Origin of the sequence: Pseudomonas sp. Irchel s3f7 (assembly GCF_900187615.1) — a bacterium.
In the GTDB taxonomy this organism is placed as follows: Bacteria; Pseudomonadota; Gammaproteobacteria; order Pseudomonadales; family Pseudomonadaceae; genus Aquipseudomonas.
This window is the reverse complement of record NZ_FYDO01000006.1, coordinates 166,995-188,538: the sequence shown is the minus strand read 5'-3', so window position 1 is coordinate 188,538 and position 21,544 is coordinate 166,995. Positions and strand designations below refer to the sequence as shown.

Annotated in this window: 16 protein-coding genes; all 16 read right to left on the bottom strand. The window is 55.4% G+C overall.

Going from position 1 to position 21,544, the window contains the following annotated elements:
* Positions 1-47: 47 nt before the first annotated feature.
* Entirely contained in the window at positions 48-1,412 is a 1,365-nt protein-coding gene (locus tag CKW19_RS07355; RefSeq protein WP_143498451.1) for an MFS transporter, read from the bottom strand.
* A 61-nt stretch (positions 1,413-1,473) separates the two neighbouring features.
* Positions 1,474-2,295, bottom strand: coding sequence for an aspartate/glutamate racemase family protein (locus tag CKW19_RS07350; protein ID WP_095057285.1), 822 nt, complete (start codon positions 2,293-2,295; stop codon positions 1,474-1,476).
* Positions 2,296-2,323: 28 nt separating this feature from the next.
* On the bottom strand, positions 2,324-3,220 hold the full coding sequence (locus CKW19_RS07345) for a hypothetical protein (protein ID WP_095057284.1): 897 nt from the start codon (positions 3,218-3,220) through the stop codon (positions 2,324-2,326).
* A gap of 56 nt (positions 3,221-3,276) precedes the next feature.
* Positions 3,277-4,662, bottom strand: a complete 1,386-nt coding sequence (locus CKW19_RS07340) for an aminopeptidase P family protein (RefSeq protein ID WP_095057283.1) — start codon at positions 4,660-4,662, stop codon at positions 3,277-3,279.
* A gap of 27 nt (positions 4,663-4,689) precedes the next feature.
* On the bottom strand, positions 4,690-6,348 hold the full coding sequence (locus tag CKW19_RS07335) for a hydantoinase B/oxoprolinase family protein (RefSeq protein ID WP_095057282.1): 1,659 nt from the start codon (positions 6,346-6,348) through the stop codon (positions 4,690-4,692).
* Positions 6,348-8,447 carry a hydantoinase/oxoprolinase family protein gene (locus CKW19_RS07330; RefSeq protein WP_218232056.1) on the bottom strand — a complete coding sequence of 700 codons (2,100 nt, stop codon included), beginning with the start codon at positions 8,445-8,447 and terminating at the stop codon, positions 6,348-6,350. The genes CKW19_RS07335 and CKW19_RS07330 overlap by 1 nt, the downstream gene beginning before the upstream one ends.
* Positions 8,448-8,638: 191 nt before the next feature.
* Positions 8,639-11,305, bottom strand: coding sequence for a LuxR C-terminal-related transcriptional regulator (locus CKW19_RS07325; RefSeq protein WP_095057280.1), 2,667 nt, complete (start codon positions 11,303-11,305; stop codon positions 8,639-8,641).
* A gap of 607 nt (positions 11,306-11,912) precedes the next feature.
* On the bottom strand, positions 11,913-12,659 hold the full coding sequence (locus tag CKW19_RS07320; RefSeq protein ID WP_095057279.1) for a helix-turn-helix transcriptional regulator: 747 nt from the start codon (positions 12,657-12,659) through the stop codon (positions 11,913-11,915).
* Between the two features lie 228 nt (positions 12,660-12,887).
* Positions 12,888-13,415 (bottom strand): inorganic diphosphatase, encoded by a 528-nt coding sequence (gene ppa / locus CKW19_RS07315; RefSeq protein ID WP_008052339.1) that lies wholly within the window; start codon positions 13,413-13,415, stop codon positions 12,888-12,890.
* A gap of 113 nt (positions 13,416-13,528) precedes the next feature.
* The gene (locus CKW19_RS07310; RefSeq protein WP_095057278.1) at positions 13,529-14,341 is read right to left on the bottom strand and encodes a zinc-dependent peptidase; all 813 of its coding nucleotides are present in this window, start codon (positions 14,339-14,341) and stop codon (positions 13,529-13,531) included.
* Between the two features lie 6 nt (positions 14,342-14,347).
* The gene (locus tag CKW19_RS07305) at positions 14,348-15,004 is read right to left on the bottom strand and encodes a DedA family protein (protein WP_095057277.1); all 657 of its coding nucleotides are present in this window, start codon (positions 15,002-15,004) and stop codon (positions 14,348-14,350) included.
* A 334-nt stretch (positions 15,005-15,338) separates the two neighbouring features.
* Complete coding sequence (locus CKW19_RS07300) at positions 15,339-15,794, bottom strand: N-acetyltransferase (protein ID WP_095057276.1); 456 nt, start codon at positions 15,792-15,794, stop codon at positions 15,339-15,341.
* A 113-nt stretch (positions 15,795-15,907) separates the two neighbouring features.
* On the bottom strand, positions 15,908-16,732 hold the full coding sequence (gene eutC, locus CKW19_RS07295) for an ethanolamine ammonia-lyase subunit EutC (RefSeq protein WP_095057331.1): 825 nt from the start codon (positions 16,730-16,732) through the stop codon (positions 15,908-15,910).
* Between the two features lie 8 nt (positions 16,733-16,740).
* Positions 16,741-18,135: an ethanolamine ammonia-lyase subunit EutB gene (locus CKW19_RS07290; RefSeq protein WP_095057275.1), complete on the bottom strand. Its 1,395-nt coding sequence runs from the start codon at positions 18,133-18,135 to the stop codon at positions 16,741-16,743.
* Between the two features lie 184 nt (positions 18,136-18,319).
* A complete protein-coding gene (gene eat / locus CKW19_RS07285) occupies positions 18,320-19,693 on the bottom strand; it encodes an ethanolamine permease (RefSeq protein WP_095057274.1) in 1,374 nt (457 codons plus the stop codon).
* Between the two features lie 212 nt (positions 19,694-19,905).
* The gene (locus CKW19_RS07280) at positions 19,906-21,426 is read right to left on the bottom strand and encodes an aldehyde dehydrogenase family protein (protein WP_095057273.1); all 1,521 of its coding nucleotides are present in this window, start codon (positions 21,424-21,426) and stop codon (positions 19,906-19,908) included.
* Positions 21,427-21,544 lie beyond the last annotated feature (118 nt).

The window sequence follows — 21,544 nt, the reverse complement described above, 5'->3', positions numbered from 1 at the left end:
CCTGATGGATTTTCCACCCACCAGGACTCCTCGGATGCTTGTTGTCTTTAATGCAGTGGCTTACCTTCCGTCTCAGGGATAAATGCCACTAGAAACAATGTCGCCACCATAAACATATTTATGATAGTTGTGGTCATATTGAACGAGGAACCATACGCCACCAACATTCCGATCAGCGTTGGTGCAATCACGTTAGCAATGCGTTGCGCCAAAGCGGCCCAACTGTACCCCAAGGTACGCAGGGACGTCGGGTAGAGCTCACAGACCCAGGTACCCCATACTCCCCAGGCGCCAAGACTGAAAAATGCCAACGCAAAATTACTTAGGTAAAGCATTTCCATGGATTGACTATTGGCAAAGCCGTAACCTGCCACGACCGCAGCGGCAATAAAGCCGATAAGAACTTTCTTGCGCCCAAGACGACCGGTCAAGTAAGACGCAACCATGTAACCCGGTATCATGCAAATTGCCGACCATGCTATAAAACTATAGCTCTGTGGCAAGCTCAGGCCACGCTGCTGGAGCAACGTAGGCAGCCAGGTTTGCAGCCCCCAATAGCCCCATGAAAAAGTAAAGTTCACAGCGATCTGTAGATAGCTGACTCTCCGCATGTCACGGGAGAATAGCTCGCGATGTTTACCTTGGTGCGTCTGATCCACCAGGAGCGTGCATTCACGAGGCAGTTGCACCGCCCCTCGGCTTAATTTTGCTAGGACTTTGCGCGCTTCTTCCTGTCGGCCCACCGATGCTAACCAATAGGGCGACTCCTGCACCCAAAGGGCAATGACAATGGCCCATAATCCTCCAAACGAGCTCAATGCAATCACTGTGCGCCAACCGTAGGGCATAAGGGATGCAGAAACTCCCAATGCTAGCAACATACCGATTGGCCAGCCGGACGCCAAATACACGGTGCAGGGACCGCGATAACGCACTGGCAGCAGCTCTTCAAAATGAGCAAATGTGACGATCATCATCCCCACTGCCGCCATACCTGAAAGAAAGCGCAGCACGTAGAAAACCGGATAGTTTGGGGCAAACGCACTAGCTAGAGAAAAGAGAGCATACCCAAGCAAGCTATATGCGATTGCACGTTTTCTGCCATAGCGATCAGAAATCTTACCCCACCCCAAAGCCCCTACAAGCATGCCGATGAACATTGCCCCTATGAGGTTTCCCTGAGCCACGGCATCAAGCTGAAAATCCTGGCTAATCAAAGGGGCGGTGTAGACGATAATCATCATCTCCCAGGCTTCAATGGCGAACACAAAAAAAAGTGCCAAGCAGCTTTTAAGATGTTCCCGAGTCAAGGGGAAGTTTTCGAAGACCTCCCCTACTTGCATACTCCAGTATTTGGATTTTCCGGAAGGTTCTGTGGGGCGGTCTACTACCGCAGTCGGTGAATGGCTCATAGAAGTTAATCCTGATTAAAGGCGCTGCCGTGAATCGTTGGCATGTGCGCAAAAAATTGATTTAAGCCTTTACGCAATTGCCGATTGGTGCCGGTCCTTGAAACAAACCGAATGCTTTAATTTCGGCCTCCGGTGGGGGCTCACAGCTGCCGACGCGACTAGGTGACCAGCCAAACCGGCGTTTCATGCCTGCCGCTGCCTCAGCAACTTTGAACGCAGCCACTACGGGATCAATGACCGGTACACCAATCTCTGCCTGCACTTGTTCGAAAAAACCGAACTCAATAGTGCAGCCCAGGATAATTGCTTCCGCGCCATCTTCTTCGACCGCACGACGCGCCTGCTCAATAATGCGACTACGGGTCAGTGCATGATCACGCTGGAACTCATCTACTCCCATGTTCAGTGAGCGCATCGAGGCTAGACGATCACCCGCCCCGCAGGCCTTCACCCGAGCCCCCATTTGTTCCATCCACTTATTCCGTCCTACGATGATCGAGAATCGGTTGGCCAGATTTGCGACAACTTGCAAGCTCGCTTGGCACGGTCCAACAACAATCATCTCTCCCGAAATTTCCCGAGCATCTTCCAATGCCGGATCGTAGAAACAACCCAGTACCAATCCGTCTAAGCCTCGTTGAGCACAGTCTCTGGCTACGCGCACGCTGCGTTCATAAATCATTGCTTCGTAACAGCGATACTCTAAATGCGAGGGGCTGGGCTGCATGTCGAATGACACAACCTCAACTTGAGTTGAAGGCAGTTTTATCGAACGCAATAACTGCGCAATAGGTTCGTCAAAGGCTGGACTTCCAATTGGGTTTAACCAGCACAATGAAACAGGAACATCTTGCGGCTCGGTGGCAAAAGTATTCTGAGACATATAAAAACTTCCTTCGCGAAGGTAGAAATTAGAAGCTCTTCACTAGAGCCATAGTAAATGAGTTCGAGTATGGAATATTGTCGCTATGGTAGTAATCGAAGTTCAAGTTCGCCGAAATGTAAACTCCTTGCTTGGCGAAGCCTGTGTACGTCATAGATGGCCCGATCTTGCCCTCGCGCGATTCCTCAAAATCTGTCGAAGATCTGTTGTTCAAGTTGTAGACGTGATGCACGCCAAGCCAGAGATTATCAGTCACTAAGTAACCTGCGGCAATATCAGCAAACCAATAGCTGACACCTCCACGTAGACGTTCAGAGGTACCATTACCCAAGTCGGTGTCACTGCGATTGCGCGCGGCGTAATAGACCCCTACCGGGGTGAATGTCGCTGCGAACTTACCATACTGCACATAGTTATTAACGCTAAAGTTGACAGCATAGCGGTTGGAGCCGGCGCCAAAACCAACGGCATCGTCATTACCATTAGGGAACTCAACCATAAGCGTCGGACTTGTCCAGAAGGTAAAATAATCTGGCGATGCATAAGTGGCAGTGGATTTCGGCTCTATGACATTGTAGTAGTACTCAAGACCAATGTTCGGTGAGGCGAAACCCCACTCATTAGAGTCTTTAGCACCATTGGTATCGGCGTAACCTGCAATCGCGCCCCCCCAAACTTCTATCTGGTCGCGCGTAGTACCGGTAAACCCTGTTTCCGAGAAATAGGCCAGTACGGTGTTCGCGCCAGCACGATCGTCGCCCTGTGAAGTTCGATTGTAAACCGGGAAGGACTCCAACGCGAAAGAACCTGGAACGCCTGGCTGTCCGAAACCGATAAACTGATCTGCTTGCACAGTTGCACTGATACTCAAACTCAGGCCAAGCAATACCGGCCCTCCAAAACGCGAAGGTTTATATGACTTCATGATGTATATCTCTTAGTTGTTGTTGTTTTATACAGTTTTGTTGAGCTTGAGACAGATCAGGACATAGCCTCTTCAACCTCATATAACTGCTTTGGAATGTTTGGTCCGAGGATGCTTGCCGATTTATCTCCGAGTAAAATAACGTCTTCCACCCGCATACCACCAAATCGCTCGTAGTCCAAAAAGCGTTCGTATTGGATGAAATCGGTATGGCGACCCTCTGCTTGCCAGCGCCGAATCAGGTCAGGGATAAAATAAATCCCTGGCTCGACGGTCATCACCATGCCTGATTTAAGGCTCTTGCCCAGTCGCAAATTGCCTAGTCCAAACTGTTGGCTACGCGAAACCTTTTCGTCGTATCCCACTAAGTCTTCGCCCAAGGACTCCATGTCATGCACATCCAACCCAAGTTGATGGCCTAGTCCGTGTGGGAAACAAAGCGCGTATGCACCGCTTTCAACAACGTCTGCTGGATTGCCGTGGAAGAAACCCAATTCGGTCATACCTTCCACTAGTTGCAGGGATGCCTCACGGTGTACGTCGATATAGCAAATGCCTGGAAAGAGGCTCTTGATAGCGCTCTCTTGAACCCTAACCAGCAATTTATAAAGTTCAGCTTGGTGAGGTAGAAAACGTCCGCCGACGGGCAATGTACGGGTCACATCACTGGCATAGCCCATTGAACTCGAAGCACCAGCGTCGTTCACCACCAAATCACCCAATTCAAGGCGTGAGTCGTGCTTCAAATTGTGCAAGATCTCGCCTCGACGGCTGAATATCGGCTGATAAGCCTCTTGCAGCCCTTCTCGCCCCAGCACCTCACGCATTCGGGCAACTACTTCCCGCTCCAATACACCAGGACGGGTCGTAGCCATTGCCACCCGATGCATCTGATCGGCGACCCGCATAGCACGGGTGATTTGCTCAATCTCGCAGGGCTCCTTGATTTCTCGCAAGGCAACCACTGCTCGAATTAATTTGTCAGATGCTTTTGACGCGAGCAACTTAGGGGCAATGGAAGTTAAGCGCGATAGCAAAAGAGCAGTTTCGCCACGATATGGCGGTAGAAAATGGACCTTACGGCCATGTTTCCATGCTACTTCCAGACAGCGAGGCGCCAACACTGATGGACGCAGAGAAACACCCGACCCAGCTTCGCATAATTCAGACAACGACAAGTCGTTGCCCAGCCATATAGCATCATCCAAGCTGATATCATCGGCAAAGATCGATGCCGTTCCACTATCAAGGTCGATGATGCCAACTAACGATGGCCGATCAATTCCGAAAAAATAGCTGAACGTTGCATCTTGTCGAAATGGATAGGTGTTATGCGCAAAGTTAATTGGCGAATCTTCGTTGCCAGGGAGCAACACGATGCCCGAGCCTAGGTGTTCGCGTAAGGCCTGCCGGCGGCGTTGGTACGTAATCGCTTCGAACATGCTGTTGCCTCCACTATCGCGCGATTGTCAGACCCGGATGCCGTAAACCGATTCGGCAGTGGCGGCATCCAAATAGCCATTTTTCACGTCGTCTAGCACGGCAGCGGGATCACGCTCGGCCGGATTACCGTACCCGCCACCGGCCCCGGTACGGATGCGCACCAAGTCTCCTGCATTCAGGACGATACTGCTGGCCATGGCGTAGCGTTCATGTTCACCGGTGGTGCGTATGACCGTGACATAGTTTGGCGTACCATCAGAGCCACCGTTCATACCCCACGGTGGGATAGTCGAACGGGTGTAACCGCAAGTTAGGAAGCTTGCATCGCTGCGAACCCGATAGTCGATGCACAGGCCGCGCCCACCGCGATACTTACCATGGCCGCCGGGTTCATCGTTTAACTCGACCCGTTCCACGTACAAGCCATAGCGCGCTTCACAGACCTCAACGGGGCAGTTGTAGGTCTCACCGTGAAGCCCTGAGTACATTGCGTTGTTACCATCACGGCCTTTCTCGCCACCCCAGCCCCCGATCTCCGGCTCAACCAGGGTAAAAACGCGCCCGGTGTCTGGGTGCAGACCTCCAATGATGGTGGCGCAGACTGAAGCAAAATTCCCCGCAGGCACTCGCTCAGGAAAGTGGCTGGCCAGGCAACGCAATATCAAGTCATGAACGCGAATCAGGTTTTCGAAATAGAAACCCTCGGCGGCAGGCACCTGTGCATCGAACAGCGTGCCCGGGGTCGTAAGTACTTGGAGCGGGCGGAAGGTTCCGCCGTTGGTAACGCCTTGTGGTGCCGTCACCGACTTGAACGCCATCTGTGCTGCAACTACAGCGCCGTCGCGGCTGAGGTTGGTTGGCCCCTGGCATTGGGCCGGGTTATCGCGCAAGTCGATGATCATCTGGGTTTTATTGATGTGTACTGACACCTTGAAGACTTGCCCGTCGTCTTGTAATTCCTCCATGTCGAATTGACCACAGGGAGAATCCTGCAACGCTTTGAGCGATACTTTTTCCCCTAAATCCATGAAGTCTTCCATGGCAGCAAGAAACAGATCCGACCCATACTTTTCGGTCAGTTCACGGATGCGCGCGGCACCGCTGCGCACTGCAGAAATTCCAGCCCACATGTCGCCTTCCATAAAGTCGGGCATGCGTGTATTTGCCCGTAGGATCTGCAACACCGAGCGTATCGGCTGACCTCGAGAAATTAGTTTGACTGACGCCAGACGCAGACCTTCCTGAAAAATCTCGGTGGCATCGGTAGACAATGATCCCGGCACCATCCCGCCGACGTCGTTCCAATGTGCAATGTTGGCAGTCCAGGCCACCAACCGCCCTTGGGCGAAGACCGGCATTGCCAATACCACGTCGTTGAGGTGTGTCACGCCACCGCTGTGTGGGTCATTGGTGATAAACACATCACCCTCTTCTATCTCTCCAGGAAGTGGGTGATGTACCAAAATTTGTTTCACGGCTTTGTCCAAAACGCCGACAAAAGCGGGGATTCCTGCCCCTGAACTGGCAATCTCACCTTGGGCGTCAGTGATACCCGTGCCCATGTCCAGTACTTCATAAATCACTGGGCTCATTGCTGCCTTGCGCATCGCTTCAAACATTTCGTCAGCGATTGCTTGAAGGGAGTTCTGCACAATTTCCAGTGTAAAAATATCAATTCTGTTCATCACTGCGCTCCGCCAATCGACAGTTGGGTAATATGAAGGTTACCTAGGCGATCCACCTGCACCACATTGCTTGGATGCACGACTATCGTCGTCCCGGAGTCCTCGATGATGGCCGGGCCTTTAAACGTCATATTGGGCTCGAGCTGCGCGTAGTCGTAGATCGCCGCTTGGTGAATACCTTCTAAGGCATAGTCGACTAGACGATGTCCCTTTAAGGCCGCTTCTAATGTGGCGCCGGTTACCGGCAGATCTTCAAGATCAAGTTTGCCGATCTGGGCAACCGCCATTAGGTGAAAGCCAACGATTTCCAGAGGGGCATCAAGACGATATGTGTACTTCTGCTCATACATTGCGTGGAAGCGCGTCGCAATCTGTGCCCAATGCTCAGCGATTCGCTCGTTGAGTTGTAATGGCACTTCTACCGAGTGTTCCTGATTCTGGTAACGCAGCTTGCAGTAAACTGTCAGTTCTACCTTCTCCGCATCTATGTCCTCAGCAGTAAACTGATCGCGGGCGGAGGCTACTAGATCGTCGAGGAACCCTTGGGCTTCCTGAACAGCGCCCTCGCGATAGGTTTCGATAAAACGATTGACGAACAAGTCGCGGCGCAAGTCCGACATCGTCATGCCCCATGCGGAAAATACCGAAGCTCCGCGCGGGATGATGACTTTTTTCACCCCCAGTTCCTGCCCCAGTGCCACAGCATGCATTGCACCACCGCCACCAAAGGCGATCAGAGTAAAGTCCCGCGGATCATGGCCTCGGCTCAGAGAAACCAATTTCAGTGCGTTAACCATGTTGTCATTGGCAATTCGCACAATACCGCGAGCAATTTCTTCGCTCGGCAAATCCATACGCACGCTCAGTTCGCCCAGCGTACGTTCTACGGCAGCCATGTCGGCGTTCATTGCCCCGCCGCAGAAGTAATCCTTGTTGATTCTGCCAAGAGCCAGGTTCGCGTCAGTTGTGGTTACGTGATTGCCGCCATTGCCGTAAGCAGCCGGGCCAGGAAGAGCGCCTGCTGACTGCGGGCCGACATGCAGCTTGTCAAACTCATCGACCCAGGCAATGGAGCCACCACCGTTGCCAATTTCCACTAGGTCCACTACGGGAACCATGATCGGGTAACCCGCACTGATCTGGTCTCGTTCGATCCAGTAGTCTGTCTTGATAGACACTTGGCCGTTTTGAATTAGCGAACACTTAGCCGTGGTGCCGCCGATGTCTAACCCTAAAAGATTCGGTTCGTCGATTAGCCTTCCCAGCTCAGCCGCGGCCCAAAAACCACTCGCAGGTCCCGACTCCACCATCGTGATAGGTATTTCTCTTGCGTGAGCAACGCTATCGACACCACAGTTCGACTGCATTACATACAAGGGGGCTTTGTAGCCTCCGGCGCGCAAGGCCGTTTCCAGATTAGAAAGATATCGAGCCGCGATAGGCTGAACATAAGCCGACAACACGCTAGTACTGGTGCGTTCATACTCTCGCCATTCGCGAGTGATCTGATGCGAGGCCACCACCGATACCTCCGGCCACAGCCGGCGAACCTCAGCCAGAACCGCTAACTCGTGAACCGGATTTGCGTAGGAGTTTAATAGACAAATTGCTATCGCCTCGATGCCCTCGCGGCGGAAATCGTCGATGATTTGTTCAACGCCAGTCAGATTAAGAGGCTCACGCTCCTGGCCATCCATATGGATCCGCCCCCCGACCTCTCGACGCAAATGCCGTGAGACAAAGGGGGTTGGTTTAACCCATTGCAGATTGAAATAGTCTGGACGATTGGCTCGGGCGATTTCAAGAATGTCGCGAAAGCCTGTCGTAGTAATGAGTCCGGTACGGACGCCCCGACGCTCCGTCAGAGCATTGATGACTACTGTCGTGCCGTGGGCGAGAAAGTCGACATCTTCAAGTCGCACCTCGGCCTTTCGCAGGACGTTGAGAATGCCTTGCTCGAAATTCGGCGGTGTGGTGTCGGACTTCGCAGTTCGAATGGTTTGTTTTCCGGTGACCGGATCGGACTCGAAGTAAACCAGGTCAGTGAAAGTACCACCGATGTCGGTAGCTACCCGTACGGTCTTGCCGTTGATATCCACAGCACGTTTCCTCGCAAGATTATTTTTATTCGCAACGGGACATCGCTTCATTGGCCGTGTCACGGTCCGGAGATGCGATGGTTGCTGGCAAGGAAAGTTATATTGCCCACGCAGGGGGGCTTCAATGAGTTCGAAGGGTAGTTTCGGAGGGCGCTGCAGAGTCAACTACCCGGATGGGTAGAAGGGTGGTTTTACTGGCGAAGATCCAGTAGACCATCGCGTAACGCTGCGCTGATGGCGGCAGAGCGGCTCTCTACCGAGAGCTTGCGAAAGATCTGCTTGAGGTGGAATTTTACAGTGTTTTCAGAGACACCTAATGCCATGGCGATGGCTTTGTTCGATTGGCCGTCAGCCAAAAGTTCTAGTACGTGCAGCTCCTTGCCACTGAATTGCGCCCGTGCGCGCACTGGATGAGCTCGCCAACCACGCAAGCGTGTCATAACCATTGCCATACCCGGAAACGGCTCTGGTATTTGTTCTAATACCGGCAGTAATCCGGGACCGATCTCAAGAAGCAGTCCAGTCAAATCGTTTTGCAGGATTGGCCTCAAAACGTGCTTTACGTCCTCTGTGCTGAACTCTCCTTGGGATTTATGCCCTGCGAGTAGTTCCATCAGATGGATACGCCAAACAGGCAAAAGCAACCCCATGTTCATCAAAGCTTCAGCGTCTTGCTTCAAGCGTGCGCATGCTGACGCCGATGCGCCAACTGCCAATTGCAGTCTAGCGAATGCCAACGCAGCAGCTTCGCGGCAACGCCAGTCTTGTGTATCCGACTGGCAATCCAGCCCAATCGCCAGCGCTTGTTGACGAGCCTGGGTCACAAGGCCGCACTGAGTGAGTAGGTCTACCCGCCAAAGAACAACCAACCGGGAGAGTCTGAATAGGTGTCGTTCCTTCGCAAGCTGTTCAACTTTTTCCAATAACGACAGCGCTGGTTGCAAGCCGTGAGTACGCATGAGGGTGCGCCACGAAACCTCGGCAGTAGCAGCAAAAACGTCGAGCCAACCGTCAGTATGTTCCAACGAATCCCAGCCCTCCTGTATCCATGGCTGAGCTTCAACCCATGAACCCTGCCAATACAAATGCTGAGCCTTGAAGCATCCAACGACGGCTTTCAATGAGCTCTCACTGCCGAAATTTTCCTCTGCCATGGCCAGCGCTTCATCGACAACCGCTCGTGAATTGACAATTTTTCCGCCTAAAGCCAAGGCTTGTGCCTCGTGAATCAGACAAAAGTTTTCACCAAGGTGACTTGTCACAAGCCGCATCCGAACTCGCGCCTTGCGGGAGGAGTCGAGTGCATCATTCAGACGTCCATGGGCCAGCGCGGCGAGGGCGCTTACACATTGCAACGTAGCCATTCCCAATACTTCATGAGCGTGACCTGGTCCTTGATCAATAATCTGAGTTATCTCTCCATTGATGTTTTCAAACTGATCAAAGTACGCTTGTGAGAGCGCTCGAATAACAGTGAAATCCCGTTCCAAGCGTGGGTCACCGCAAACTGCCACCTGCGCCAGACTCAGCAACTGCGCAGACAATTCAAAGTCGCCCAATTTGGCGTGAAGGTAGGCCTCAACTAACAACAGATCAGGTTCACTTCGCCGAGTCGGGGCATCAAATTGCTTGAGCAGACTTTGGGTATAACGAATACCTTTACGCAGGACCAACTCCCATCCACCAGCATCAACAATCAGTTTGACGGCAAGTGGGATGTCTTGGGCATTCATGGCATGGGAGACGGCTAGCACCCAGTCGGTTCGTTCGGCCAGCCAAAGTGCTGCTGCGCGGTGAATGCGCGCGGCCAGATCGGCCTCTAGGCGTGGTCTCAGAAACTCTGTTAGCAAGGCGTGGTAGCGGAACCAGTGTCGCTGGGCATCCAGAGGGATTAGCAGGGCCTCTACATGCACGAGTTGGGCGAGTAATGCCGCACTGTCGCTACGACCGCGTACAGTGTTGGCCAGATCGGCATTAAAACGCTCCAGCGGTGACGTCTCGATGAGAAACTCACGGCACTCTTCGGATAATTCTTTGAAAATCTGCTCGGCTAGGTATTCCGCTACGTCGCCCACGCTTCCTGAAAAGGATTGCAACCCATACAGCGAGCCCGACCCTCCCATTAGCCAGAGTTTGGCTAATTGCACCGCGACCGCCCAGCCCTCAGTTTTTTCATGCACTCGGGCCATATCCGCCAATTGAACGCCCCCGCCCCCTAACAGGTTTTGGGATTCGTCCAATGACAGTACTAACTCCCCCGTAGAGATTTCATGAACTAACCCCCGAGCCTTCAGCTTTGCAAGTGACCAGTCCGGTCGACTGCGGCTGGCGATCACCAGGTGTAACCACTGGCTGCCTCTTTCTAGGAGGGTTTGCAAAACCTCGTCAACCGGCCCTCCAGCTACCAGATGATAGTCATCGATTATCAGGACCGTACATCGTCCATCACCTGCTAGCTCTTGTAGCAAAGAGGAAATGGTTTTTTGCGGGTATATGTCCAGCGTCTGATTTGCCGCGAGCGTGCTCAGGCTCTTCAGTTCAAGCCCGGCTGTTTCCAAGGCCATTATCAAATAGGCCAGAAAACGGTTAGCTTCACCATCAGCCTCATCCAGTGACAACCAAGCTACTGTAGCTGCGCTTGGTTGCCTTAGCAGCGATTCGCGCCATTGCATCAGCAAAGTAGTCTTACCGAAACCTGGTGGGGATATCAGCAGCGTCAATGGCACATGGGCATGCGCACGCAGAGCTTCTAGTAGAGCCGTACGAGGAACAGACTCGAGTAATGTCTGCGGCGGAGCTAATTTACCCACCCACATCCATGCATTTGAAGAGCTCAGCTGAAACGGCAAGTGATTCATAAGCTGGTCGCACTAGGGACAATACGTCTGTCCAATTCTTATACCAGTAAAGCAAGTGATTGTCTTTTTTAGAGAAAACGTCGCGTCTCACTCCGAAGGCAAGATAAAAAATGCGCCCAGAGATCGAAGCCTGAGGCAGTTTTATAAGCAATGCAGCTTACCCATTTAATTTTCCCTGTCGTCCTTTTTGTCCCCCCACTTGTCCCCCCACTTCATCGTCGGATGAGGTCAAATGGCGTTGAACACCATCGGACAGGGGAACACCTGAAATGCCCGTGATAGCTAGGCTATCGGCAGGATTCTTGGATGGAATAGGTTTATTTCGGACAATTAAAAAGCCGGCTTGTGGCCGGCTTCTCGGGGACTGGCTTGGATCATTTTTGGTAAACCGCGCCAGCCTTCAAAACGTACACCCGGATCTTGCGTCCGGCTGTGGGACCTGGCGAGAAAATCATCTGCCGGGCCGGGGCGATCTGAACCGCGAGGCGGGTCGATGCGCAAATGTGGGGCGGAGCATACGCAAGTTTGGCGAAAATTCCCAGCAGGAAGTGCCATTCAGAGCCGTTCGGCCATTTGGGCTGATGGCCGAGGGCTGTGTTCTGTCGGCTTAGAGAAACGGTACCGGTGGCCGGCGTTTGTTCAAGGTGGACCACCAGAACACCCATCCCAATACTCTGATGTTTTGTTCTTCGATTTGTGCCGCCCTGAAGATTTCATCCGGGTATTCGTCACGGTTGTGGCTGCGTAAGCGCAGCGAATTACCCGGCAGTCGGTGCAGGTATTTGATGCGCAGCATGCCGTCATGTTCGATGGCGTAGATTTCACCATCGATGATCTTGGTCAGCCCGCGGTCGATCGCCAGGGTTGAACCGTCTTCGATTCTCTCGGCCATGCTGTTGCCGCTCATGAGGGCACAGATGGCGTCGGCGTGATTGATTTCCAGCGAGTCGAGATGGCTGCGGGGCAGGCGAATCAGGTTTTCGCTATCTTCGACAACGTGGGTTTTGCCGGAGCCAGGCGCCGTTACCACTTCCTTGAAGAAGCGCAGTTCGACATCGACGGGTTCGAGCACCGTGTAGACGCCGCGGATGGCCTGGGCGTCGAAGGTGTTACCTGACTCGTCGAGCAGGCGCAGGTGTTTGGCGTCTTTCGGGCCTTCACCGGTTCTCAGCCATTCGCTGTTGACGGACAGTTTTCTGGCGACTTCTTCCATGTAGTGGGCAGGCACGCCGCGAAAGTACCAGTTATGGACTCGTTGCGGTGCGGTATCCAGGAATTCGGCAAATCCCGTGGTGGTGATGTTCGCTGCCTTGAGCAGCGCTTTAAAGCGAGGGCCGCTAGTGTTCTTTTTCATAAACACGAGTCTACTGGCGGCGGGTGGGGGTTTGAATAAACGACTCGTTCAAAATTCGAGGGAAATTTACGACCGGATGTAAGACGTCTTTGAGGAAATTTAAACAAAAACAAACCTTCTCGATTTGTCGTTACACGAAGTGTTTAAAGTGCTTTTCCAGCACCCACAAAAAACCCCGGATCACCCGGGGTTTTTCTTGCCGCTGGACGCTAATAGCGTCAGCTGCTCTTAGCCTTTGTAGGCTGCAACCGACTTGGTGATCGCGTCGCGGGCGGCATCTGCGCCGGCCCAGCCTTCGATTTTCACCCATTTGCCTTTTTCGAGATCTTTGTAGTTCGCGAAGAAGTGCTCGATCTGCTGGATCAGCAGGGGTGGCAGGTCGGTGTATTCCTTCACGTCGACGTACAGCTGGGACAGCTTGTCGTGTGGAACAGCGATAACTTTGGCATCGCCGCCGCCGTCGTCGGTCATGTTCAGGATGCCGACCGGACGGGCGCGGATCACCGAACCTGGAGCAACCGGGTAAGGGGTTACGACCAGCACGTCGAGGGGGTCACCGTCGTCAGCCAGGGTGTTCGGGATGTAACCGTAGTTGGCCGGGTAGAACATTGGGGTGGCCATGAAACGGTCAACGAACAGGCAATCGCTGTCTTTGTCGATTTCGTACTTGATCGGCGCGTGGTTGGCCGGGATCTCGATCGCGACGTAGATGTCGTTCGGCAGGTCTTTGCCAGCCGGAATCTTGCTGTAGCTCATTGGGCGTTGCCCCCGTTAGTTGACCAAAAACACTTGGCCGGATTGACCAAAAAGTGGCGGCGATTATAGGCATATTCCTACGGCGACGCCACGTACCAGAGGTCGTGTAGACCTTAGTCGTGTGCCTGATAGACCGGATCATGCGACTGAAGTTGCTTCAATCTACCGAGCGGGTCCTGGCGGTAGAAAAGCTTCAACTGCTCATAGACCTGTGGATAAGCCTCATGCAGCAAGTCCGGGGCACTGAAGAAGTATTCGCTGGTCACGGCAAAGAACTCGGCCGGATTTTCCGCGGCGTAAGGATCGATGGCGGTCTCGGCGTCCGGATTGCGATCCAGTTGGCGGTCGAGGTCATCGTAGGCCGCCTGCATGATTTCGGCCCAGTCACTGACACGCATGTCGGCGTGCAGCGGTGGCAGACCATTGGCGTCGCCGTTGAGCATGTCGAGTTTGTGCGCCAGTTCGTGGATCACCAGGTTGTAACCTTCCCAACCACCGCTGGCCATTACGCCGGGCCATGCCAGGATCACCGGGCCCTGCTGCCAGGCTTCACCGCTGTGCTCGCCGTCCCATTCGTGCTCGACGCCGCTGGCGTCGCGGTGGCGCTGGGGGCTGAGGAAGTCGTCCGGGTACAGGATGATTTCGTGGAAACCCTGATACCAGTTCAAGTCGCCAAGGTTCAGCAGAGGCCATTGCGCCTGGGCGGCGAGCAGCAGGCGCTGTTCCTGATGCAGTTCCACGCCGGGCAGGGCGGTCAAGTGTTTGTCTTCCAGAAACAGCACGCATGCTTCGCGTAACCATTGGTCTTCGGCGGCGCTGATGCCGTCGAGAAACCTCAGGTGCTGACGCACCCGCTGCCATACGTCATTGGCAATCGGGTGCCTGGCCAGGATGCGCTGGCGACGCCAGGCGCTCAGGGACCACATCGAAAATCAGCGCGGGTGGGCTTTGGATGCGGCGTTGCCGAAGCGGCTGCGCACAATGCCAATGATCATCGGCACCAGCGACAGCAGGATGATGCCAACCACCAGCAGCGAAAGGTTCGACTTGATGAACGGCACGTTGCCGAAGAAGTAACCGAGGGTGACCAGGCCACCGACCCACAGGATGGTGCCAAAGATGCTGAAGGCGAAGAAACGTGGGTACGGCATTTTTGCCACACCGGCGACGAATGGTGCGAAGGTACGGATGATCGGGAGGAAACGCGCCAACGTCACGGTCTTGCCCCCGTGCTTGTCGTAGAAGTCGTGGGTTTGTTGCAGGTAGTCGCGGCGGAATATTTTCGAGTTCGGGTTGCTGAACAGTTTTTCGCCGGCCGTTCGTCCGATCACATAATTGGTGCTGTCACCCAGAATCGCTGCAAGCATCAGCAGGCCGCCCAGCAGCACCGGGTCCATGCCGCCACCGGCCGCCACGGCGCCAGCGATAAACAGCAAGGAATCGCCAGGCAGGAAGGGCATCACCACCAGGCCGGTTTCACAGAAGATCACCATAAACAGAATGGCGTAGATCCATGTCCCGTAGTTGGTCACGAGCATGTCGAGGTACACGTCGAGATGCAGGATGAGATCGATCGGGTTGAAATCCATGGAAAGCACCTGTGGTAAGCGGGCCGAGGCTATGGCCTGTGCGGATGACTTCGCGAAAGCCTACAGACGGGTGTAGTTTTTCTTACAAGCCGGAAAAGGTCGGCATTATACGGGCCGAACGGTGAAAAGCGCGTCGAGATTGTAGCGGGGCATGTCGATAGGGAGACCGGAAGTCTGGTGACAATTAATAACTCCCGATAAACACCTGCAAGCGACGTACTAAAGATCTGGAGTTGGCTGCCAGGGGAAAATTCCATTGGCTGGATTGTCGGCTGTATGGCAGCCGAACAGGGCGGGCCTCTTTTGCGCAGAGACCCGCCCCGCTGGCACGAACTTACAGTTCGTCGCTGATCGGCAAGATATAGTTCTTGAACTCGGTATCTTCCTTGAATCCGATGGACTCATAGGTTTTCTGTGCAACTTCATTGTCGCTGCTGGTGGAAACACGCATGCGTACGGCATTGGTTTCCTTGGCCATTTTCTTCGCGGTGCGGATCAGGTTGTCGGCCACCAACTGGCGGCGGGCATCTTCTGCAACGTAGATATCGTTGAGGATCCATACGCGTTTAAGCGATAGCGAGGAGAAGCTTGGGTACAACTGACAGAAACCCATCAGTTTGTTGTCATCGGACAAGGCCAGGTAAATCACTGACTCCTTGCGGCGCAGGCGTTTTTCGAGGAATGCCCGAGACGAGTCCGGATAGGGCAGGGAACCATAAAACTCGCGATATCGGACGAACAAGGGGGTCAACAGGTCCAGGTGTTCGAGGGTCGCTTGGATAATCCGCATGATAAGTCTCGTCTGCAAGTGGCTGTCTTACGTCTTTGACGGCGACGGGAAACTCTGGCGGCCGTGAATCGATCCTGCCTCAAACCGGAATGTAAACGCAATGCAGAAACGGTTCACATCTTCGGAGGATTCAGTAGGAAATTGCTTTTCATGTCGGTGCCTGTGTCCGACTCCAGCGTGTGAACCTGTGCTTCGTCCTTCAGGTTAACCCCCGACAACTGCCGTCGGCAGGCTTCCCGCATCAAGTACAGCAAACGGTGTGCCGCCATGCCGTAACTCAGGCCTTCGAGCCGGATATTGGAAATGCAGTTGCGCCACGCATCCGTCAGGCCGACCTTCGGGTTGTAAGTGAAATACAGGCCAAGGCTGTCCGGCGAACTGAGCCCGGGGCGCTCTCCGATCAGTATCACGGTCATTTTCGCGCCCAACAGTTCGCCGATTTCGTCGGCGACGGCCACGCGGCCCTGTTCTACCAGGATAACCGGGGCGACAGACCAGCCCTCGGCTGACGTCTGCTCCTCGAGACGTGCCAGAAACGGCAGGCTATGGCGATGGACGGCCAATGCCGACAGACCATCGGCGATCACGATCACAAGATCCACACCGCCAGGATGGGCCGTAGCGTATTCACGCAAGGTCTGCGCCGACGCATCACTGAGTTTTCGCCCCAAATCGGGGCGTTGCAGATAAGTGTTGCGATCAGGTGCCGCACTCTGCAGCAGCAGGCTCTCGCGGCCACGATCGGCCAGTTGCGCGCTGAGCGCCGCATGATCAAACGGCAAGTGCACCGCGTCCCTCGCCTGGGCGTGAGCGTATTGAAAATCCAGTTGAGCGCGGGTGGGGATGCTGGTGCCGGTGCGACCCAGGGCAATCCGGGCGGGCGTCAGCCGGCGCAGTTCCAGCCATGGATTGTGCGGATCGAAGGGTAGTTTATCCATGTCGACGTTCATCCCAATTGCGCCAGGGCCTGGCGGAAGGCCGGTGGCAGATTATTACCGAACAGAACCCTGCCGTCCGGCTGGGTGAAAATGCCTGTTTTCGCCAGCCACTGCTCGAACTCCGGCGCAGGCTTGAGCCCCAGCGTCTGGCGGGCGTAGAGCGCATCGTGGAACGAAGTGGTCTGGTAGTTGAGCATGATGTCGTCGGAGCCTGGGATGCCCATGATGAAGTTGATCCCGGCGACACCCAGCAGGGTCAGCAGGGTGTCCATGTCATCCTGGTCGGCCTCGGCGTGGTTGGTGTAGCAGATGTCGCAGCCCATTGGCACGCCCAACAGCTTGCCGCAGAAATGGTCCTCGAGACCGGCGCGGATGATCTGTTTGCCGTTATAGAGGTATTCCGGACCGATGAAGCCTACGACGGTGTTCACCAGAAACGGATTGAAATGCCGCGCCACCGCATAGGCCCGGGCTTCGCAGGTCTGCTGATCGACCCCGTGATGGGCGTTGGCCGACAGGGCGCTGCCCTGGCCGGTTTCGAAATACATCAGGTTCTGCCCGAGTGTGCCGCGATTGAGGCTCAACCCGGCGTCGTAACCTTCCTTGAGCACGTTCAGGTTGATGCCGAAACTGGCGTTGGCGGCCTCGGTCCCGGCGATCGACTGGAACACCAGGTCCAGTGGCACGCCACGATTTACGGCTTCAATCGACGTGGTGACATGGGTCAGCACGCAGGCCTGAGTCGGAATTTCGTAGCGCTGGATGATCGCGTCGAGCATCTCCAGCATGGCGCAGATTGAGGCGATGCTGTCGGTGGCCGGGTTGATGCCGATCATTGCATCGCCGTTACCGTGCAACAGACCGTCGAGAATGCTAGCAGCGATACCGGCGGGTTCGTCGGTCGGGTGGTTGGGTTGCAGGCGAGTGGACAGGCGGCCGCGAAGGCCGAGGGTGCCGCGAAAGTGGGTGACCACGCGGATTTTTTGCGCCACCAGGACCAGGTCCTGTACACGCATGATCTTCGACACGGCGGCAGCCATTTCCGGGGTCAGGCCGGGGGCGAGTGCGCGCAGGCTCTGTTCGTCGGCGGCGTCGCTGAGCAGCCAGTCGCGGAAGTCCCCGACAGTGAGATGACTGACGACCGCGAAGGCCTGTTGGTCATGGGTGTCGATGATGAGTCGGGTGACTTCATCGGTTTCATAGGGAATCAGCGCGTCCTGCAGGAAGTGGCTCAGCGGGATGTCCGCCAGCGTCATCTGCGCGGCGACTCGTTCGCCATCATTGAGCGCCGCGATGCCGGCCAGAAAATCGCCGGAACGTGCCGGGCTGGCCTTGGCCATTACATCCTTGAGGCTGTCGAATCGGTAGGTCTGGGCGCCGACGGAATGGGCATATGTCGCCATGGGGCGGTGTCCTCCGGATCAATTTAAACGCGGTCTGCTTTTCTGTGGGAGCGGGCCTGCTCGCGATTGCCGTCTTGCACCCGCTAAATGTGCCACACCTCCATCGCGAGCAAGCTCATTCCTACAGGGGACCGCGTGCACTTCAATAATGCAGGCGCCGGGCAGCGGGCCCGACGCGGGTGCATCAGATACCTTCGAGCATAGCGTCTGCCGGTGCCTCGGAACGCTGCCTGGCGGTCAGCTGGAAATACAGGTAACCGGCCACCATGAATCCGAGGAAGACCAAACCGATCAAGGTGTTGAACCACGCCATCGCCACCAGGCACACCACCGCCAGGAACAGCGCAATACCCGGCACGATCGGATAACCCGGTGCACGGAAGGTGCGTTCCAGATTCGGTTCGGTTTTACGCAGCTTGAACAGGCTCAGCATACTGATTATGTACATCACGATGGCGCCGAATACCGACATGGTGATCATTGCCGCCGTCAGGGTCATGCCTTGCAGGTTGACCAGTCCATCGCTGTAAATCGCCGCGATACCGATGACGCCGCCGGCCAGGATCGCCCGGTGCGGGGTCTGGAAACGCGAGAGTTTGGCCAGCCCGCGGGGCAGGTAACCGGCGCGAGCCAGGGCAAAGAACTGCCGCGAATACCCGAGAATGATGCCGTGAAAACTCGCCACCAGCCCGAACAGACCAATCCACACCAGCATGTGCATCCAGGTCGAATCGTTGCCGACCACCGCTTTCATGGCCTGGGGCAGTGGGTCGTTGATGTTGGAAAGCTGACGCCAGTCACCGACGCCGCCCGCCATGATCATTACACCGATCGCCAGGAACACCAGGGTCAAAATGCCGCTGACGTAGGCCCTGGGAATCGTGCGTTTCGGATCCTTGGCTTCTTCGGCCGCCATGGCTGCGCCTTCAATGGCGAGAAAGAACCAGATCGCGAAGGGAATGGCGGCGAACATGCCGGGAATCGAGCCCATCGTGAATTCGTTGGCACCTGACCAGCCATTGAGCACGAAATTACTGAAGCTGAAGCCCGGCGCGACCACGCCCATGAACACCAGCAGCTCGGCGACGGCCAGTACGGTGACCACCAATTCAAAGGTGGCCGCGATGCTGACGCCGAGAATGTTGAGGGTCATGAATATGAAGTAGGCGCCCACTGCGGCGAGCTTCGGGTCCAGTTCCGGATATTGCACATTAAGGTAGGCGCCGATGGCCATGGCGATGGCCGGTGGCGCAAAGACAAACTCGATCAACGTGGCGATGCCGGCGATCAATCCACCTTTCTCGCCAAAAGCCCGCCGGCTGTAGGCAAACGGCCCGCCAGCGTGGGGAATCGCGGTAGTCAGCTCGGTGAAGCTGAAGATGAAACAGGTGTACATCGTCGCCACCATTAATGCAGTGACGAGAAAGCCTAATGTGCCTGCGGTGCCCCAGCCGTAACTCCAGCCGAAGTATTCGCCGGAAATCACCAGGCCGACGGCAATGCCCCAGAGATGCAAGGTGCCGAGTGTGGGTTTGAGCTGTGTGGAAGAAGTAGTCATAAGTCCTCTCTTTTTTTTCGATCTTTTGGACTTTCGGGGACGACGGGATGGTGAAAATCCTGAATGACGGGTACGCAAGGCCCGTGCCAGAGCGGCCAGCCTTTGGTGTTGTGTCATTTAGGACGCCATCGCCGGCAAGCCGGCTCCTACAGGTTTACGCGGTCTGTAGGAGCTGGCTTGCCAGCGATGGACTCACCTCATTTCAGGAGGGGTTAGAAGAAGCCCAGCGGGTTGATGTCGTAGCTCACCAGCAGGTTTTTGGTCTGCTGATAGTGGTCGAGCATCATCTTGTGGGTTTCACGGCCGACGCCGGATTTTTTGTAGCCACCGAACGCGGCGTGCGCCGGGTACAGGTGGTAGCAGTTGGTCCACACGCGACCGGCCTTGATGGCGCGGCCCATGCGGTAGGCGCGGTTGATGTCGCGGGTCCAGAGACCGGCACCCAGGCCGAACTCGGTGTCGTTGGCGATGGCCAGGGCTTCGGCTTCGTCCTTGAACGTGGTGATGCTCACCACCGGGCCAAAGATTTCTTCCTGGAACACACGCATTTTGTTGGTGCCCTTGAGCAGCGTCGGCTGGATGTAATACCCGCTCGCCAGATTGCCCTCGAGTTTTTCCACCTTGCCGCCGGTCAACAGCTCGGCACCTTCGCCCTTGGCGATCTCCAGGTACGAAAGGATCTTGTCGAATTGCTGCTCGGACGCCTGGGCGCCGACCATGGTGTCGGTGTCCAGCGGGTCGCCACGCTTGATTTGCAGGACCTTTTTCATCACCACTTGCATGAATTCGTCGTAGATCGATTCTTGCACCAGTGCACGGGACGGACAGGTGCAGACTTCGCCCTGGTTGAAGAACGCCAGCACCAGCCCTTCAGCAGCTTTCTCGATGAAGCTCGGTTCGGCTTTCATGATGTCTTCGAAGAAGATGTTCGGCGATTTGCCACCCAGCTCCACGGTGGACGGAATGATGTTTTCGGCGGCGCATTTCATGATGTGCGAGCCGACCGGGGTCGAGCCGGTGAAGGCAATCTTGGCGATGCGTTTGCTGGTCGCCAGGGCTTCGCCGGCTTCTTTGCCGAAGCCTTGCACGATGTTCAGTACGCCGGGTGGCAGCAGGTCGCCGATCAGTTCGATCAGCACGGTGATGCCCAGCGGAGTTTGCTCGGCAGGCTTGAGCACCACGCAGTTACCCGCGGCGAGGGCTGGGGCAAGTTTCCACGCAGCCATCAGGATCGGGAAGTTCCACGGGATGATTTGCCCGACCACGCCCAGTGGTTCATGGATGTGATAGGCCACGGTGTTGCCGTCGATTTCCGCAGCACTGCCTTCCTGGGCACGGATGCAGCCGGCGAAATAGCGGAAATGGTCGGCGGCCAGCGGGATGTCGGCGTTGAGGGTTTCGCGAACGGCTTTGCCGTTGTCCCAGGATTCGGTGATTGCCAGCAGTTCGAGGTTCTGTTCGATGCGGTCGGCGATTTTCAGCAGCACCAGCGAGCGCGCCTGGGCGGACGTGGCGCCCCAGGCATCGGCAGCGGCGTGGGCGGCGTCCAGGGCTTTGTCGATGTCTTCGGCCGTGGAACGGGGGAATTCGGCAATCGGTTGGCCATTCACTGGCGAGGTGTTGGTGAAGTACTGACCTTTGACAGGCGCGACGAACTCGCCGCCGATGTAGTTACCGTATTTGCTCTTGAACGAAACGATAGCGCCTTCAGTACCGGGGTGAGCGTAACGCATGGTGGTTTCTCCTGGCTTTTGTGCTTATTAGGGAGGCGCGCATGTGCGCTTGTTATAAGCGTAGAGCAAGGGGCGGGCCAGTGCCGTGCAGGGCAGGCAAATCAAGGCCTTGCGAGTT

Excerpts from the sequence above, each read along its gene's own strand:
- CKW19_RS07355 (WP_143498451.1), bottom strand. The coding sequence starts at position 1,412 with ATGAGCCATTCACCGACTGCGGTAGTAGACCGCCCCACAGAACCTTCC.
- CKW19_RS07350 (WP_095057285.1), bottom strand. The coding sequence starts at position 2,295 with ATGTCTCAGAATACTTTTGCCACCGAGCCGCAAGATGTTCCTGTTTCA.
- CKW19_RS07345 (WP_095057284.1), bottom strand. The coding sequence starts at position 3,220 with ATGAAGTCATATAAACCTTCGCGTTTTGGAGGGCCGGTATTGCTTGGC.
- CKW19_RS07340 (WP_095057283.1), bottom strand. The coding sequence starts at position 4,662 with ATGTTCGAAGCGATTACGTACCAACGCCGCCGGCAGGCCTTACGCGAA.
- CKW19_RS07335 (WP_095057282.1), bottom strand. The coding sequence starts at position 6,348 with ATGAACAGAATTGATATTTTTACACTGGAAATTGTGCAGAACTCCCTT.
- CKW19_RS07325 (WP_095057280.1), bottom strand. The coding sequence starts at position 11,305 with ATGAATCACTTGCCGTTTCAGCTGAGCTCTTCAAATGCATGGATGTGG.
- CKW19_RS07320 (WP_095057279.1), bottom strand. The coding sequence starts at position 12,659 with ATGAAAAAGAACACTAGCGGCCCTCGCTTTAAAGCGCTGCTCAAGGCA.
- ppa (WP_008052339.1), bottom strand. The coding sequence starts at position 13,415 with ATGAGCTACAGCAAGATTCCGGCTGGCAAAGACCTGCCGAACGACATC.
- CKW19_RS07310 (WP_095057278.1), bottom strand. The coding sequence starts at position 14,341 with ATGTGGTCCCTGAGCGCCTGGCGTCGCCAGCGCATCCTGGCCAGGCAC.
- CKW19_RS07305 (WP_095057277.1), bottom strand. The coding sequence starts at position 15,004 with ATGGATTTCAACCCGATCGATCTCATCCTGCATCTCGACGTGTACCTC.
- CKW19_RS07300 (WP_095057276.1), bottom strand. The coding sequence starts at position 15,794 with ATGCGGATTATCCAAGCGACCCTCGAACACCTGGACCTGTTGACCCCC.
- eutC (WP_095057331.1), bottom strand. The coding sequence starts at position 16,732 with ATGGATAAACTACCCTTCGATCCGCACAATCCATGGCTGGAACTGCGC.
- CKW19_RS07290 (WP_095057275.1), bottom strand. The coding sequence starts at position 18,135 with ATGGCGACATATGCCCATTCCGTCGGCGCCCAGACCTACCGATTCGAC.
- eat (WP_095057274.1), bottom strand. The coding sequence starts at position 19,693 with ATGACTACTTCTTCCACACAGCTCAAACCCACACTCGGCACCTTGCAT.
- CKW19_RS07280 (WP_095057273.1), bottom strand. The coding sequence starts at position 21,426 with ATGCGTTACGCTCACCCCGGTACTGAAGGCGCTATCGTTTCGTTCAAG.